Consider the following 16,615-nt stretch of genomic DNA (forward strand, 5'->3'; position numbering starts at 1 on the left):
ATGGAGGAGCGAAGTTACAGTTTCCTATTTTTTAATAAAACGTTTATTTGTAAATGCAATACCCGATGCAGTTTTAAGATATGTTTCGAAGTTCAAAGCCATTATTTTATCATCAAATGCACAATAAAATTTCAATTTCCAAGGTTTGTATTTATTCGTATATTTACTTCTTCCATCATTATGGTGCTTCAGTCTATCAAAAACACTAATTTCTGTAAATCCCTTATATAAATATCCATGATTTATACTTTCAATCAAATAAACAAAATAGGGTTTTTGCATATAGATACGGCCCTTCTTCGCGTTAAGCTACGAAGGACATTCTTCGCTTTTTTTACGGCTGCGCCATTCGAAGCTCCGACTCATGGAGGAGCGAAGAATGGAGCCGACGGAGGGACTCGAACCCACGACCAATAGTTTACAAAACTACTGCTCTACCAACTGAGCTACGTCGGCCTGTTTTTTGTAAATTGCAACAATCTCACGACCAATAGTTTATCTACCTACGTTAAAACTCCGGCAGACAGGCAAAACTACTGCTCTACCAACTGCTGCGTCCTCCGAAGCTTTATGCGAAGGCGGAAACTACGTCGGCGAAACTGTATGACGATAATAACAAATCAACTGTAAATAGTCAAGTGTGAATAAACCCTTTGAGAAAAGAAAAGGCAAGGATCGATTTAATCCTTGCCTTTGGGTTTATTTCCAGAAACGAACAAACAACTGACATTGATCATTTTTCAATTCACATTTATCCCAACAGTCAGTTCGCATTTTCTCAGCCGAACAAATACAGGTAGCCCGGTGAATATTTTCCGGGAGATCCCAGAAGTCTGGATTAGAAATCCCTAATCCTTCGTTCATCTTCATAACAATAGGATTAGTCGTAGTTGATAGAACATTCAAGTGTTCACTCTTTTCTATTAACTTCCTTTTTATCAAGATTCCCACACCGTGTCTTCTGTAATCAGGATGAACCCACATTGAGCCAGATTCATACCAATTCCCTTCAAGTGGCCACAATGTGATATGACCAATTATTTTCCGTCCATCAAAGGCAAGTACGGAAAGTCCCTTTAAATATTGTCTCATCAATGACCAGGGACCGTTCCAGAGCAAATGCTTTTCGTGGTAAAAATAGTGAGACAGAATTATGAAGTTTAACATCAGTTCAACAAAGCCACACTTTTTCTCATGATTCACGTAACTGATTCTCATCTTACACCTCCAAGTAAACGCAAAAGTCGAGCAACGGCTCGACTTTTGCAATAAAAAGCTGAACCGTTATTCACGTCTTTTTACTTTTTAAAGTTGTACTAGTAATACTCATTGATTTTCTTTTATTAGTTTTTCATAACACTCCACCATTTTGTCCAACAAATTGATTTCACAATATTCATCGGCCATATGAGCCTGGCTTAGATTTCCTGGCCCCCAAATTAAACAATCTCCCCATTTCTTAAATAAGCCTGCCTGTGTCCATCCCGGCGTGACCTTCAGGTCATAACCGCCCAAAACTTCTTGTGAAATTTTTTGTGATTGATTAAACAAGGGGCTTTCCTTATTTAATAAATTTGGTTCACCAAAAAAACTTATTTCTACTTGAACTTGAGAATCCACTTTTGTCAAAAGACTTATAATATCTTGCACAACAGACTCAATGTCTTCACTTGGTAAAATACGTCTATTGATAACAAAATTACATTCATCGGGAATAACATTTGAAGCACTGCCACCCTGAATCATACATACTGCTTGAGTAGGAAAGCCAAATAATTCGTCCTCATTTTTTTCCAAATTCATTTCGTATTCTTCAAGCTTTTTAAATGCTTGAAAAGCTTTGTGAATAGCATTACTTTCTAAATTCTTTTTGTAACTTGTTCTACTAGAGTGAGAGGCTTGACCTGTGAATTTAACTTTAACCTCTATTACCCCCTTTTGGCCTATTTCCAAAGCACCACCAGTTGGCTCACAAATTACTATTTTTGCATCAGAAAAACTTAGTCTTTTCATGAACTCCTTTCCTCCTGCACAGCCGGCTTCTTCATCTGCATCAAACAAGAATACAATATCTTGTTTTGGTGTCTCCTTGATTGATTTGGCAGCTTGGATCATACAGGCCAATCCCGCTTTCATATCACTTGAGCCTAAGCCATAAACCTTGCCATCCTTCTCAATTGGATTAAACGGATCCATTGTCCATTTGTTTGAAACTGGCACAGTATCTGTATGTCCACTGAAAATTATTGGTTCGTTCGAACTCTGTCCGGCAATTTTAATTTCTAAATTATACAAATCTAAATCTCCTTTTTTTATCGGCGTTACTGTACACAACTTTTTTGGAAACAAAGATACAATAAAATCTACAATTTGTTTATTGCTTTTTATTCCCTGTGAATCAATACAGATTAATTTTTTCAATAATTGTAATGTTGTCATATTTAATATAATTATTTTTATTAGGGGCGGAGACAATGTTATTGTCTCCGCCTGTTTATTTTTCAAAGAAACTTTAGCCAAGCTACTTCGGCAACACGTAATAGAAGCAATGGCAATCTGGAAAATCACTCTCTTCCAAGCAATTCACACAAGATTCACGTAATTCCATTGGCATTGTCAGCTTGTTCGCACTTACAAAGCCATTCCGCTCGACGATATTCACAGAATACTCGTTGGGCAAAGAAACTACTGACTTGTCTGGAAACGTTTTTAAAGCTGACTGAAGCACAAAGAAACGTAGCTTCGTAGCCAAACCTTTTCCACGGAATTCATGCTTTACTACCAAGCTCATCATTTCAACGCAACTGTTCCACACTTTAAATGAACTATAGGCAACCAGTTCACTGTCAACAAACAATAATCCAGCTTGCGCATTGAGGAATTCTTTTAGTAATTCTTCCATACTTTTGTAAGCAACCAGACTGTTACGGTTCTCCGTGAATAGCAGTTCATAAACAGTTTTCAGGTGACAAAAATCTTCTTCGCCAGACATCTTCATTTTTACATTCATGTGTTCTCCTTTGAAATAATTAGCAATCCGATGGACTGCTTAATATTTTTAAAGAATATTCAAAACACAAAGCAAACCACCGAAATGTAAAGGGTGCGTCTGTATGAATGGAAATTTTTGAATAAATTCAACATATCAACAAAAAAACAGTCCTAATGGACTGTTCTATATTTTAAATTCTATTACTTATTAAAATAAATACAAACAGCCCGTAAGAATAAACTTACGATAATGATTTTTTCTCATTTTTTGGCTGTATGTGTTCATATTTTTACTTTTGCATATATTATGACGTCAATCAAACGACTTTGTTACATCCATTCAACCAAAAAGAAGCATCAATGATGCTTCTTGTGTTATGAACTAAAACTTTTCTTTAAGTAGCTCTATGCTACGCTTCAGTTCCACAACCACGCTACTGTCCGGTCTTTTACGGTAAAAGTATGGAGGTCGTTGCAGGTCCTTGATCCTGACTTGAACTGGCACTTTAGTAATGCGCTGAGTTTCTGCCTCTATAGCTTTGTAAAGAACAATTGTCTGCTCTAAACAAAATAATGAGAAATCTTTTGCTGCCTCTGGTGGAATATTTGCCCATGAAATTGGATCACCCAATGGTAAAACATATGGAGCGCCGTAGTTACCTTGCATCGGAATTGAGTAATAGTATTCCCTCATTACCTCAGAGGAAAATCTATTATCAAGCGACTCACCCACTGTTCTTCCCGAGCAACCAATTCCTGGATAAAAGTCTCTTTCACTGACCCAGTCAATTACATCTTCCTTGACAAATTTCTCTGCCCAGAAATACGGACGGTCCAGTGTAACACACTCAGACTCATCTGCTGGCCGGATCTCAATACCTACAATAAACATTTCAACTTGGATACCGATACTACTTAAGAGTTTTTGTGCGGCTATCAAAGACTGCCGGGTCCATGTACCGTCATCAACAAGAACTACTCTTTTGTTGATCATCCTTTTAATGCGACCCTGATTAGCAATACGATCTAACTGAGAAGCAATTGTCAGGTTGGAATTTCGAGGGCCATGACCTAAATCTGTCCAACCTGCAGTCCAATTATCTTCTGCTTGATGTTTTGACCACTTTACTACACGATTGACATCAAAATGAATATCTGCAATTCCTTGCTCTACATAAACCTGGTCCAACGAAATAACCGGAATATCTTTTGAATTTTCACTAATCAACATCATTATTCCAGTTTTGACATACTCATAGCGAGAAAGATGTACTCTCTGCTCTGGCTCTGGAAAAATCTCTTTCAATTTACTCAACAACCGAGCTTGATGCTTTTGAAAGAACTGTCGCTCTGGCACGTAAAAAGGCCCAGCTTCACCAAGCCATCGACTTACAATTACTCGCAAATCTCCTGAAACAATGTAAGTCCTACCTCCTGGTTGCTTACTGACCGCACCTTGTTTCATGGCACCTCCACCTTGTTTTTGGTTAAAGAACTATTCAACTTCCCTTATTATATAAAAAATATACTTACTGTTTTTATTACTTTACTAATCCATCAATTTTTAATAATATTTCCTCTACACCTTTTGTAATTTCCTCACGAGCAATAAAATCAGCTACTTCTTTGGCTTCTATGCTGGCATTGCCAACCACAAAGAGATAATCGATTTCACTTCTCATTGGATTATCCATCGCATCATCCGTAATTACAACTTTAATGTGCTTTGGATACTGTCTTGCTAGCTCACGAAATGCTGCTACCTTGTTATATTCAGTTGGACAAACAAGCAAATTCGCAAACGGCTTTGTATATTCAGACTTAAATTTTAAATTGTTTTCAAAGATTTCTTTCTTAACATGTTCATGAAATTCTTTAGCCTTATCTAGGTCCGCCACAAACTTATTGTCTTCAATTCTTTTTACATGAATACTGATCGTAAAACGCCTAAACTCATTCATAATAAAGACATACTTTTTATCTTGTGGAATCTCCTGAACGTCAATATGTTTGTTAATATCCGTTGTATCTCCTTCGAAAAATAATGCGTCTGGATAATGTTTTTCAATTATGCAGTGTATCAAGTGTTGGACTTTTTGCAATTGCTCTTTTGTTTCCAAGCTAACCAAATCGTTAACAGCGCCTGTTTCTTGATTATAAATAAAACAACCATTTTCAGCTATCATCGGACCACGCAAACTAAATATTTTTGCAACATGCATTAAATCTTCTTGCGACCGATTTGAATTCAACAAAAAAGTATGACCCTCATCTTCAAGTTGGTCGATTACAGAATTGATAGTTGGGGAAGTTGATCTATACTTTGTATCTAGCAACGTCCCATTTACATCTAAAGTTATTAAATATTTACGCATATGTTTGTATTTTCATTTAATCACATCCATAGAATTTGTCAAGTCATTAAATAAAAAATGGCTCTGTTCTCTATATGTCAAAACCAAATTATATATACCCTTGCTCGCCTACCGAAGATTTATCGAAGGTAAGTAATTTTACTTAAATTTTAGAATTTCCTCTGCTACTTCTTTCACATCAAACAATTTTTGATCACCTGTCTTCATATTACGAAGCATAACCTTTTCGGACTTAATTTCATCTTCTCCTAGAATTATTACCCATGGTATTTTATAAGTATTTGCATATTCCATTCCCTTTTTGAACTTTTTATTTACATAACTGATATCTGTATTTACATCTAACGCTCTTAATGTTTTTGCTATTTTTAGGGCTGGTTTAATAAAATCGTCTTTCATTGGCACAATGTAAACATCAACTACACTTGCTTGCATTTCTTTATTTTCTGACAAACTTAAAGCATCAAATATTGTTTCTAGTCCAAAGCTGATACCTACAGAAGGATAAACTTTTCCATCCTCCAGAAAACCACCAATCATGCTATCATAACGACCACCACCACAAACAGATGAACTGAACTTAGTTTTATCTTCTAAATATACTTCAAAAACATTTCCAGTGTAATAAGCCAACCCTCTAGCTAAACTCGGAACAAAATTAATATTAGAACCATCTAATACATTTTCCAAAACTTGTCTCACTTCAGAAATACCTTCATTATCTCCAATTTTTGTCTCTAATTTTTCAAGTAATTCCTTGTTATTACCTTTTAAAGTGATTAATTCTAAAACTGTAGCAACATTTTCTTTTGCAATACCTTTGTTTTCAAGTTCAACTTGGACTCCCTTTCTTCCCACCTTATCAAGCTTATCAATAGAAATAATTACCGACACTTGATCTGCATCAGCTATGCCAGCGTAATTAAGAATAGCGTTCAATATTTTTCGATTGTTTATCTGAACTTCAACTGCGATTCCAAGTTTAACAAAAGCCTCACTTACGAGCTGTAAAATCTCAGCATCAAGAAACAAATCCGGCTCACCCACTACATCAACATCACATTGCCAAAATTCACGATAACGACCAAGTTTGATTGGACCATCACGATAAACTTGGCCAATTTGATAACGTTTGAATGGCTTTTTAAATTGTGGATTCATGCCTACAAAACGAGCAAAGGGCACAGTAAACTCCGTACGTAAAACTAAATCTCGAAGGCCCTGATCTTTCAACTTAAAAGTTTCTTTCATGGCATCTGACTCTTCGCCAATTCCAAACTTAGACGCAAATAGATCGCTGCGCTCAATGATTGGCGTTTCTATTGGATTAAAACCAAAAGATTCAAATACTTGCTGCAAAGTTTGAACGATTTTATTGCGAGCAATTTTTTCTTTCGGGCCAAAATCTCTAACACCTTTAGCACGTTGTAGAATTTCTGATTTCATATGTGTCTCTAAATTCGATACTCTAATTTAGAGTTTTCATATTATCCTATTTTTTAAGACTCAATGTCATTCTTCGCATAAAGCTTCGAACGACATTCTTCGCTTTTTATAATGGCTGTGCCATTCGTAGCTCCGACTAATCAAGTACGGAGCGAAGAATGGGGTGAGCGACGGGACTTGCCCGGCATTCGCCGGGCAGCCGGCGCATGCCGGCTGAACCCATATCAACTCTCTACGGAATTCAGCTATATACTTTCATTTTATTATTTTATGGGGTGAGCGACGGGACTTGAACCCGCGGCCACTAGCGCCACAAGCTAGTGCTCTACCAACTGAGCTACGCCCACCATAATAAATACAATTAACTAAGTTTAACAAACCGACGACGGGACTACGCCCACCATAAACTTATATAATCAACAAAAGCCAGCTTTTGCTGGCCAATTTTAACTAAATTAAAACTAGAACCAGCTTTACTGACTTAAATGGTGATGATGAATTGTGTTCATTTGTTTCATACATACACATTATACTTGTATCTTTGGATTTTGTCAATACTACATAAAAAGCGAATCATCCAGATAAGGCAAGTCGAATATATGTTTTTTTCGTTCTTCTTTGTACTTACTGTGATCAAGTTTATTTTTCCTGACCAAATCTATCATAAATCGACGACCCAAATATGGAGGCATTATCACGTATGTAGCTCCGGCTTTGTAAAGTTTCTCTGCGTGATTAGGCCTATTGGCAATACATAAAACATTAATTCTTGAATGTGCTCTCTTAACATGCGAAATCAAGGTCATATTCACATCAAGCTCTGGAATTGTAGAAATAACTAGCTTAGTTCCTGTTAAGTTCAAATTATCTATTAAATCAGGATCATCAGCTGAACTATATAAACATGGAATGTTTTTTTCTGTTAAAACCTTAATCACTTCTGGGTCATGATCAACTACTAAATAACTAATTTTCATATTCTTGAGTTGTCGAACCAAGCCACCACCTAAACGATGTGAACCAAATAAAATAACTTGATATTCTTGAGGATTTTCAGATGTAATTTTTTTTCTATCGGTATCAGGAAATATCTTATGTAAAAATTTATAAAACACTTTATATATCTGGTGATTATATGTGATGTAATAAGTAGAAACAGTAATTGTAATGATTCCCACAATGGTTGCAGGCCCAAGTATTTCTTTTGGCAAATGACCAAGTCCGACGCCCATTCCAATTATAATCAATGAAAACTCACTAATCTGTGATACCGTAAGTCCAGCAAAAAAACTGGTTTTCAATGTATACTTCAGCCAACGCATAACTAGAATCATAATAATTGGATTACCAACTAAAACAAATAAAGAAAATATTACAATAAAACCAAGTGAACTTTGAATTTCACCCAGATGAATATTTGCACCTAAAAACACAAAGAAAATTATCAAGAAAAAATCCCTTAAAGATTGAATCCTAAAAGCAATTTCTCGTTGATAAGGCGATACTGAAAGTATTACTCCCGCCACCAGAGCACCCAACTCTAATGAAAAACCTAATTTAAAGAACACTGAAGCAATTGCAAAACAAATTCCTATCGAAAAGATAAAAAGCATTTCCTTGTTTTCAGCAAAGATCCTGTCAACGTGCGGAATTACAAACTTCAGCAAAACATAAATACAAACTGCGACTATGGCCATTTTTCCTAGCAAAGTAAAAATCGTTGTCATCCACCCACCTTCTCCCATTGTACTTGAAGCAGATAAAATAATAAAAAATATCATGGCGACTAAATCTTGAACTAATAAAAATCCAATTGTAATCCTACCATAAAGAGTATCTTGTTCCTGTTTGTTATAAAGTAATCTTAAAATAATAATTGTACTACTTAAGGCAAAAGCTAATGACACATAAAAAGCTACAATAGGCGTTAATCCCAAAAATTTAGCAATAAAAAAACCACCAACAGTGGTAAATAAAATTTGTGCCAAACCTGTAATAACAGCGACTTTACCTACATCCTTAATTACTTTTGGTTTCAACCCTAGACCAACAATAAACAATAGCAATGCTACGCCAATATGTGAAAACGCTTCTAATGCTCCGCCTTCAGGAATAAAACCAGTCACTGACGGACCAACGATTATTCCCGTTATTATATAACCAACAATCAATGGTTGCCGGAGAAGTTTCATTACTAAAGACACTATTAAAGCAATGCCAAGCACTACTCCAAGCTGTATAAAGACATCTGTCATTTGTTTTTGTTTTTTTTATTTGTTTTACAAAATTATTATACCAGATTTTATAGAAATCGGAAAATAAAAAAGCACCTGTTTATTAACAGGCGCTTATATACGCACTACTCTCTTTTATCCTGATCGCAATTCTTGACACTTAGAACATCGTGATTCTCTAGTGCTTTGAACAAACCAGTCTTTACACATGTTACATTGGGCTATATGTTTTTCACATTCAGGACACCGGGAATACCCTCGCCAAATCAATTTATTACAACTAGGACAATGCATTTTTGCCAATAGTTGTTTGCATTTAGTACAGCGGAGAGCTTCTGTATAATTCTGATGCCCGCACCCTGGGCACGCTTTTTTTGCCAGCGAACCACTACAGTTCGGACAATCCTGATTTTTGTCCTCTTTCCTTTTGAAGATTTGTGTTTGACAATACGGACAAATACTTAGGGACTTCTCACAATGCGGACAGTTTTTGATCTTCATTTCACAAATAATACATTGTGAAGAATTTTTATAAATCAAGTTCCGATTACCAGACTTATCGAGACAGTCTTTATTTGGACATTGAATAACCTGCAAAGGTTTACCGCAACGAGTGCATTTCTTCAAATTCGAATACACACTACTCCTGCAAAATGGACAAGTAACCAACTTCAAACTCTTGGCACAAACAGGACATCGTGGATCTTCCTGCTCATAGCAAGAAGCCTCAATCAGATTTTCACAATGATGACAGGTCTTGAGTTTCTTTTCACAGAAAACACATTTTGAACTGCCGGCGTAAATCCGATTGGGTTTACCAAGATGATCCACACACTTGTCGTTTGGGCAACTAATCATCAACAAGTTTTTACCACAACGAACACACGCTTCCATATCCAGATAAGTTTCTGAATTGCACTCTGGACAGATACTTTTGTGCAAACTGCGCCCACATTGTTCATGTGGGCAATATGGATACTCCTGATCAAACAAGCTTTTCAGAATAAAACGATCACAATGAGGACAACGCGCCAGCTTCTCCTGACAATGATTACAAACTTCTGCATCAACTGCAACTTCCTGACTACAATTGGGACACAAGAAAATCAAACCTTGTCGAATTTCCTCCGCCTGTCTGGCAATCGCCTCTTTGCGTCGTTTTCGTGCTTCTTCTTCCTCGCGTTTTCGTCCAGCAATTTCTGCCAATCTTTTTTTCTCAGTAGCTGCTGTTTCTTTTAGCTTTCTTTGCTCAACCTTCCTTGCCTGTTCTACTTTTCTTTCTTGTTCAGCTTCAGATAGCCGTCGTTGATTTTCCTCAGCTTCTACTTTTTCTTCTTCGGTCATTTGTGGTGGCGGGAACTTGACTTTGTCTCTCAAGCTCGAGGGAATCACCGATGAATGTGAAAGTGAAATATCAGAGTCACCCTCTTTCACGGCCTGTTTCCAGACATCAACCGCCGAAGAATCCAGCTTAGCAATCAGAGTAAGCTGGCCTTTATTCAAATAACCTGCACGACATTTAAGAAAAGCATCAGGACCAATACAAAGAAATACTACATCCCGTGTGAAAGATGTTGACACAAATTCCTCAACTGAGATTAATGAAACTGGTTCCGCACTAATAGGTGCAAGGTTCAATCCCAACACCTGCTTCGATACTTGCACAAGTTTCATCAAACTTTGGCTAGTTAACTTAGTCTCCATCAAACGCCTCCTTGCGTAAAAATAGCAAAAACAATTGTAACGAACACACAACAAAGGAGTTTACCATGTATACGGGTTTTGTCAAGCAGTAAATCACGGAAAACACAACTCTGTTATCTGCTTTGTAATTCTGTAGTTTCGTGAATAAAAAAGCAGCCCCTGTATTACAGAAGCTGCTGTGTTTATTATTTATTCAATGCAATCATTGCACTTGATGGTACGCCCATCTGAAACCATCAAGGTTTTGCACTTAATGCAATTACGTAATGACTTATTACACACTGGACAAGTTGTTAGTCCAACGTAGAGTTGAGTTGTATGCTCATAATCATCATCCAAGCAACAATCATCAGCAGGACAGTCAACCAGAGTTAGACTTTCACCACACTTGGGACATTCATCCAATTCTGCACAAATGTCAGCGTGACAATATGGACAAGGCATTTCTATTAAAGCCTTTTCACAGTGCTGACAAGTTTTGCCAGCTGAGGTCATCGCCTGACAGTGAGGGCATTCAACTAGCTTTTCTTTACACCAAGGACACTGTTCCTTCCCTTTATATACTGACAGGGGCTCACTATTATAATCGGCGCAATACTCATTTGGACAATCGAAGCTTTCTAACGCTTTGTCGCAACTAGGACAAAGACTTAACCCCGAAGCAATTTCAACATGACAATGAGGACAGTTCACCTTCATCTGCAAAGTGTCACACTTACTACAATAACAATCTTCATTTTCAATTTCCTGCGAATCAACATGCCCTTTTAGCAACATACTGAAACAATTCGGATTGATACATTCAACAAAGGTCCCTACGCAATATGGACACTGCGTCAATCCAACATACAAAATTTCTTCAGTATTAAGTTCGCAGTCTACATTGGGACAATCAGTCCTGATCAACGCTTTGCTGCATTTTGGACATTCTTGCAAACCAGCAGCGATTTCTTTATTACAATGAGGGCACTCTACTTGCAAGAACGAACCTCCGCACTTATCGCAACTGGAATTGTGAGCTTCATCTTCATCCCAACCTTCTTGAACTGAACCACAATTGGGGCACTCACCCACATTTTCTTCACAAGCAGGGCACTCTTCTAGTCCTTTATAAAACCGCATCTCACAATCTTCATGTGGGCAACTTACCATTTCCAACTTTTCATCACAATTGGAACACTCATCCAAGTCTGATAGAATGCCAAGTTCGCAATGTGGACAAGGTATTTCATTGTAGTTTTTTTCACAATGAACACAAATGGAATCTTCAAAATCACGATCCTCATTCCATACACCACAATGATCACACTTCACAATTGTTTCCGAGCAATATGGGCATTCGTCATCTTCCATATAACTTTCACGAAAATATTTTTTGCACTCTGGACATTTTACTTCCGGGCCATCCTCATGTTCATCTTTTGAATCGAGATGAGTTGATTGACTCGACTCTTCCTCAGATTCAACCTTATCCTCAACAAATTTGTGTTCGCAATGCAAGCATTGCTTATGGCCAGCATAATTGAACTGACCACAATGATCACATTCTTCAACTTCAAACTTGTGATGACACCGACTACAATATTGCTCGCCGACTTCTTCAACCAACAAGCAATGCGGACAAACTGAAACGTCAATTGTATTCTGACGTGTGATGAGAATGAATGGAGTAATTTGAACACATTCGACGACAGCTTCTTCTTCCTTAGATGGATATTCAATCACAGATTGGCTTACTTCAGGCTCAACCTCTTTTGGTGTAACAACATAAGGTTCTTCGTCCACAGATGGATATTCAATCACAGATTGGCCTACTTCAGGCTCAACCTCTTTTGGTGTGATTACATAAGGTTCATCACCCGCATCAGAAGATTCATCTTCTTCTAATTCAGCCTCTTTTACCAAATCATCTAGATCAAGTTCATCCAAATGTGCAGCATCTTTATCCGCCTCTTCAGTCTCACTTACTGAATCAGATTGTTCCACAACCTCAGGCTTTTCGCACAGAAGATCTGTAGGAATAGTTGATGATGCGTCGAAGAACACGTCTCTACAAAGTTGCTTCATCAAGAAAATCCAACGCTGTCGTTCTTCATGACTAAGCTCAGCAATTATCTTGATTTGACCACGACTTGCGTAAGTTGGTTTTACAAGCAAAAAAGCGTTGTAGCCAAGAAAAATATAAAATTCACTTGGCATGGAATCTTCATCTCCAAAATCGGCAGCCTGCTCAAGCACATTCTGCCTGGCTGGCATCACAGCAGCATCAAAGATATACAGCTCTCGTGTTTTCTGAAGAACCACATTTAGCAATTCCAAACTTACATTCCCACTCATTGATGCCTCCTTGTGTTATAACCGAAACAAAATTGTTAAAGGGCCAATTAATGAAATATATTATCACAATTACAAATTTTGTCAATAAAAAAGCCAGGATCTTTCAATCCCGACCTTTTGACTAAAATTAAACAATATTAAGTCTTTTCAACTTGTATAGTCTGAGTAGGATAAGCAAATTCGATTTTTTCTTGTTCGAAAGCTTTGAATATTTGTAAATTAATTTCTTGATTTTTGTCCATGTAATCTGCATATTCAGTAGATTTAACAAAATATACTAATTCAAAATTCAAGCTAAAGTCTCCATAATTAGCAAAATGACAACGATCAAATTCAACTCCTTCAATCTCCTTAACTATTTTTTTAATGATTCGAGGAATGGATTTTAACTTAGTAAATGACAATCCATAAACAACCCCCAAAGAAGTAACCACTCTACGCTGTTCTAATTTTTTAAAATTTTGAACTCTAGCAGTTGTTAATTCTCGATTAGACACAACTAATTCTTCACCTTGCAAAGTTCGTATGCGAGTTGTTTTCATACCGATGCGCTCTACAGTTCCAGAATCTGTTCCAACCGTAATAAAATCACCTGGCTGAAATGGTTTATCAACATACAATGAAAATGAACTAAATATATCTGTCAAAATATTTTGTAAAGCCAAGGCAATAGCAATCCCACCAATCCCCAAACTAGCAATCAAAGATGTAACATTAATCCCTAGATTAGAAAGAATCATAATTAAGGCTATGGCCCACAACACGAACTTTACTATCATGCTGGCAGCTCGGAGCATAGACTGAGAATGCTTTTTTTCGCCTTGTGAATCTTTATTTTTTTCTAAATATTTACTGATAAAATAATCCACAAATCGAGTCACGGCTTGAACAACCTCATAAACAACAGCGATTAAGATAATTACTGTTAAAACCTTACCAACCAATTCAGGGAATGATAAATATTTAATAGCGAAATATAAGGCCACAAAGAAATAAAACGGTGGCTTTATTTTTGAAAAAATAGCAATCATCGCATCATCCAGATCATTCTTGGTTTTGCCGGCAATTTTTTTCAATCGCGATAAAATGATAACTTGGAATAATTTTAACAAAAATATTAAGCCTACGAAAATAATAATTGCAATCAACCAACTGTAAAAAGTATTTTCCAAAAAGCTGAAATTTTTGAGAAATTCTAAACTTGAAAACTCTAACATAAAAATATATATTAATTATAACTGTAGTCAATATAACACATTTGTTGTCGTTTTGAAACCCTTTATCTTTTCTGTGGTTATGCTATGCTTTAAATATAATAATACAAATTTATGTTTGAGAAAAAACAAATCAATGTGTTTAGTTTCGCTCTAGCAATTGGCATGACTTGTGCTATTTGGGCGCTTTTGCTTGGTTTAATAGCCTGGCTCTTTGACTACGGTACACAACTCGTGCAAATATTTTCAACTCTCTACGTAGGCTATGCTCCAACTTTCGTTGGTAGTATTATTGGTGCACTTTGGGCATTTGTTGACTGTTTCATTGGCGGCGCAATAGTTGCCTGGTTGTACAACCTCTTTAGCAAGAGAATAAAAGCTTAAATTATTTGCTTTCTGTTAATAAGCCGCCAATTGTGTGGCTTATTTTACTTATCTTTACAAAGTTAATTATTTACTGTAAATTAGTATATTAAATGATCTTTAACAAGGAGGCTCCAAATGACAGCCAGAAAAAACGACAAAGGTAGCAATACTGGAACAAAAAATTCCAAAACTGCTCCCCCAGTGCCAAACGCTCGTAGCGTTGATGCGATGGGTGAAATTTTACTACGAGAGCAGGTTGTATCGATCGAACAACTTGATCAAGCCAGAGGTGAAATCGCCAAACAAGGTGGAACACTGCAAAGAGCTTTATCAGGGTTAGGACACCTGTCTGAAACTGACTATGTCAAGCAGATTGCCAAAAGATTTGGTGTGGCCTCGGTGGACATTGATCAAATTGCCATCCCAGAAGATGTTCTGAAGGTTTTTTCAAAACGTGATGCAGTCCGCTTTGGTATTGTCCCAATTGAAATACAAAAAGACACTCTCTCCATTGTCACTGCTGACCCAGCTGCATCTCTGTACCTCATGGACGATTTTAAACATATGACTGGCTTCAAAAAAGTTGAAGTTCTGGTTACCACTGAATCACAATTGGAATCTGCTCTTAATGAATTTTACAAAGAAGACACACTGACTGATGTTTTAGAAAACTCCGACCTGTCAACTGAAGACATTCGGATATTAAGAGAAGAAGATACTATTGACATGCAACAACTGGAATCAGAATCTGGTGAGGAAAAAGTTGTCCGCTTTGTAAATTTGATTCTTTACGATGCCATCATGAAAGGCGCTTCAGATATTCACATTGAGAGTTATGAAAAATCTTACCGCGTCCGTTACCGAATCGACGGAGTTCTTTCAGAGGCGGTTGCTCCGGAAAGCAGAATTCGTAATGCCGTTGTCTCTAGAATCAAAATTATGAGCGACCTGGACATTTCCGAACGCCGACTTCCACAAGATGGAAGGATTAAACTAAAAATCGGTGACACCAAGGATGTAGATTTTCGCGTTTCAGTTTTACCAACAACCAATGGTGAACACATTGTCCTTCGAATTCTAGACAAAAGTGCTCTAAAGCTAGACATGACAAAGCTTGGCTTCAACGCTGGGCAATTCGAAGAATTTCAACAAGCTGTTAAGCAACCTTGGGGCATGGTATTGGTAACTGGGCCAACCGGGTCAGGCAAAACCACCACCCTTTACAGTGCTCTGATGGAATTGAACAAATCAACAGACAAAATTCTAACCGCTGAAGACCCAGTTGAAATTACTGTTGAAGGAATTAGTCAGGTTCACATCAATGATGAAATCGGACTAAACTTTGCAGCCGCGCTTAGATCATTTCTACGACAAGATCCGGACATTATCATGGTTGGCGAAATTCGCGATTTTGAAACGGCAGAGATTGCCATTAAAGCAGCCTTGACTGGTCACTTGGTACTGTCAACATTACACACCAATGATGCCCCTTCAACAATCAATCGTCTATTAAACATGGGAGTAGAACCGTTTTTGGTGACTTCTGCCATCAACTTAATCGCAGCACAAAGACTGGTTAGGGTTATTTGCAAGGCATGCAAGGAACCTCTGCCTGTTTCTGCTGACAGGCTACTTGAACTCGGTTTACCGGAAGACAAAATTACTGATGCCTGTCTATATCACGGCGTTGGTTGTAAGCGTTGTAATAACACAGGATACAAAGGCCGGATAGGTTTATATGAACTTATGTCCATGGGAGATAAAATTAGAGAATGCGTTCTCCAAGGCTATTCTGCTATGGAAATCCGACGCGAGGCAACTCGACTCGGTATGCAACCACTTCGAGAATCAGGCATTGATAAAATGCTAGAAGGTGTAACCACACTTGAGGAAATTTTAAGAGTTACTCGTAAGTAAACAAAAACCCGTAAGTTATCGAACTTACGGG

General features: G+C 37.3%; 13 protein-coding genes and 2 tRNA genes. 2 read left to right on the forward strand and 13 right to left on the reverse strand.

The genetic code is table 11. The features are described 5' to 3' along the window. Positions 1-24 precede the first annotated feature (24 nt). From HN643_05850 to HN643_05910, 13 genes are all read right to left on the reverse strand, one after another. Positions 25-282: a GIY-YIG nuclease family protein gene (locus HN643_05850; GenBank protein ID MBT7501158.1), complete on the reverse strand. Its 258-nt coding sequence runs from the start codon at positions 280-282 to the stop codon at positions 25-27. 98 nt (positions 283-380) lie between these two features. Beyond that, a tRNA-Thr gene (locus HN643_05855) sits at positions 381-456 on the reverse strand. A gap of 243 nt (positions 457-699) precedes the next feature. Next, entirely contained in the window at positions 700-1,218 is a 519-nt protein-coding gene (locus tag HN643_05860) for a GNAT family N-acetyltransferase (protein ID MBT7501159.1), read from the reverse strand. 108 nt (positions 1,219-1,326) lie between these two features. Next, entirely contained in the window at positions 1,327-2,439 is a 1,113-nt protein-coding gene (locus HN643_05865) for a M20 family metallopeptidase (protein MBT7501160.1), read from the reverse strand. 82 nt (positions 2,440-2,521) lie between these two features. Then, positions 2,522-3,010, reverse strand: coding sequence for a GNAT family N-acetyltransferase (locus tag HN643_05870; protein ID MBT7501161.1), 489 nt, complete (start codon positions 3,008-3,010; stop codon positions 2,522-2,524). Positions 3,011-3,373: 363 nt separating this feature from the next. Next, positions 3,374-4,456: a hypothetical protein gene (locus HN643_05875; protein MBT7501162.1), complete on the reverse strand. Its 1,083-nt coding sequence runs from the start codon at positions 4,454-4,456 to the stop codon at positions 3,374-3,376. Positions 4,457-4,532: 76 nt separating this feature from the next. Beyond that, positions 4,533-5,366: an HAD family phosphatase gene (locus tag HN643_05880; protein MBT7501163.1), complete on the reverse strand. Its 834-nt coding sequence runs from the start codon at positions 5,364-5,366 to the stop codon at positions 4,533-4,535. Positions 5,367-5,504: 138 nt separating this feature from the next. Next, positions 5,505-6,812 carry a histidine--tRNA ligase gene (hisS, locus tag HN643_05885; protein ID MBT7501164.1) on the reverse strand — a complete coding sequence of 436 codons (1,308 nt, stop codon included), beginning with the start codon at positions 6,810-6,812 and terminating at the stop codon, positions 5,505-5,507. Between the two features lie 271 nt (positions 6,813-7,083). Further along, positions 7,084-7,159 (reverse strand) — tRNA-His (locus HN643_05890). A gap of 210 nt (positions 7,160-7,369) precedes the next feature. After that, positions 7,370-9,067, reverse strand: coding sequence for a sodium:proton exchanger (locus tag HN643_05895; protein MBT7501165.1), 1,698 nt, complete (start codon positions 9,065-9,067; stop codon positions 7,370-7,372). Positions 9,068-9,181: 114 nt separating this feature from the next. Further along, on the reverse strand, positions 9,182-10,750 hold the full coding sequence (locus HN643_05900) for a hypothetical protein (protein MBT7501166.1): 1,569 nt from the start codon (positions 10,748-10,750) through the stop codon (positions 9,182-9,184). Between the two features lie 189 nt (positions 10,751-10,939). Continuing rightward, a complete protein-coding gene (locus HN643_05905; GenBank protein ID MBT7501167.1) occupies positions 10,940-13,087 on the reverse strand; it encodes a hypothetical protein in 2,148 nt (715 codons plus the stop codon). A 137-nt stretch (positions 13,088-13,224) separates the two neighbouring features. Further along, positions 13,225-14,304 carry a mechanosensitive ion channel family protein gene (locus tag HN643_05910; protein ID MBT7501168.1) on the reverse strand — a complete coding sequence of 360 codons (1,080 nt, stop codon included), beginning with the start codon at positions 14,302-14,304 and terminating at the stop codon, positions 13,225-13,227. 111 nt (positions 14,305-14,415) lie between these two features. Here HN643_05910 and HN643_05915 point away from each other — a divergent pair, with 111 nt between their 5' ends. Both HN643_05915 and pilB read left to right on the forward strand, forming a co-directional pair. Next, on the forward strand, positions 14,416-14,685 hold the full coding sequence (locus HN643_05915) for a bacteriophage holin (protein MBT7501169.1): 270 nt from the start codon (positions 14,416-14,418) through the stop codon (positions 14,683-14,685). Positions 14,686-14,895: 210 nt separating this feature from the next. Beyond that, a complete protein-coding gene (gene pilB, locus HN643_05920; GenBank protein ID MBT7501170.1) occupies positions 14,896-16,584 on the forward strand; it encodes a type IV-A pilus assembly ATPase PilB in 1,689 nt (562 codons plus the stop codon). Positions 16,585-16,615: the final 31 nt, after the last annotated feature.

The sequence above is a fragment of the Candidatus Falkowbacteria bacterium genome (assembly GCA_018674305.1).
Lineage (GTDB): Bacteria > Patescibacteriota > Patescibacteriia > UBA11705 > JABHMO01 > JABMRF01.

Excerpts from the sequence above, each read along its gene's own strand:
- HN643_05900 (MBT7501166.1), bottom strand. The coding sequence starts at position 10,750 with ATGGAGACTAAGTTAACTAGCCAAAGTTTGATGAAACTTGTGCAAGTA.
- HN643_05860 (MBT7501159.1), bottom strand. The coding sequence starts at position 1,218 with ATGAGAATCAGTTACGTGAATCATGAGAAAAAGTGTGGCTTTGTTGAA.
- HN643_05895 (MBT7501165.1), bottom strand. The coding sequence starts at position 9,067 with ATGACAGATGTCTTTATACAGCTTGGAGTAGTGCTTGGCATTGCTTTA.
- HN643_05915 (MBT7501169.1), top strand. The coding sequence starts at position 14,416 with ATGTTTGAGAAAAAACAAATCAATGTGTTTAGTTTCGCTCTAGCAATT.
- HN643_05875 (MBT7501162.1), bottom strand. The coding sequence starts at position 4,456 with ATGAAACAAGGTGCGGTCAGTAAGCAACCAGGAGGTAGGACTTACATT.
- HN643_05905 (MBT7501167.1), bottom strand. The coding sequence starts at position 13,087 with ATGAGTGGGAATGTAAGTTTGGAATTGCTAAATGTGGTTCTTCAGAAA.
- pilB (MBT7501170.1), top strand. The coding sequence starts at position 14,896 with ATGGGTGAAATTTTACTACGAGAGCAGGTTGTATCGATCGAACAACTT.
- HN643_05910 (MBT7501168.1), bottom strand. The coding sequence starts at position 14,304 with ATGTTAGAGTTTTCAAGTTTAGAATTTCTCAAAAATTTCAGCTTTTTG.
- hisS (MBT7501164.1), bottom strand. The coding sequence starts at position 6,812 with ATGAAATCAGAAATTCTACAACGTGCTAAAGGTGTTAGAGATTTTGGC.
- HN643_05865 (MBT7501160.1), bottom strand. The coding sequence starts at position 2,439 with ATGACAACATTACAATTATTGAAAAAATTAATCTGTATTGATTCACAG.
- HN643_05850 (MBT7501158.1), bottom strand. The coding sequence starts at position 282 with ATGCAAAAACCCTATTTTGTTTATTTGATTGAAAGTATAAATCATGGA.
- HN643_05880 (MBT7501163.1), bottom strand. The coding sequence starts at position 5,366 with ATGCGTAAATATTTAATAACTTTAGATGTAAATGGGACGTTGCTAGAT.
- HN643_05870 (MBT7501161.1), bottom strand. The coding sequence starts at position 3,010 with ATGAATGTAAAAATGAAGATGTCTGGCGAAGAAGATTTTTGTCACCTG.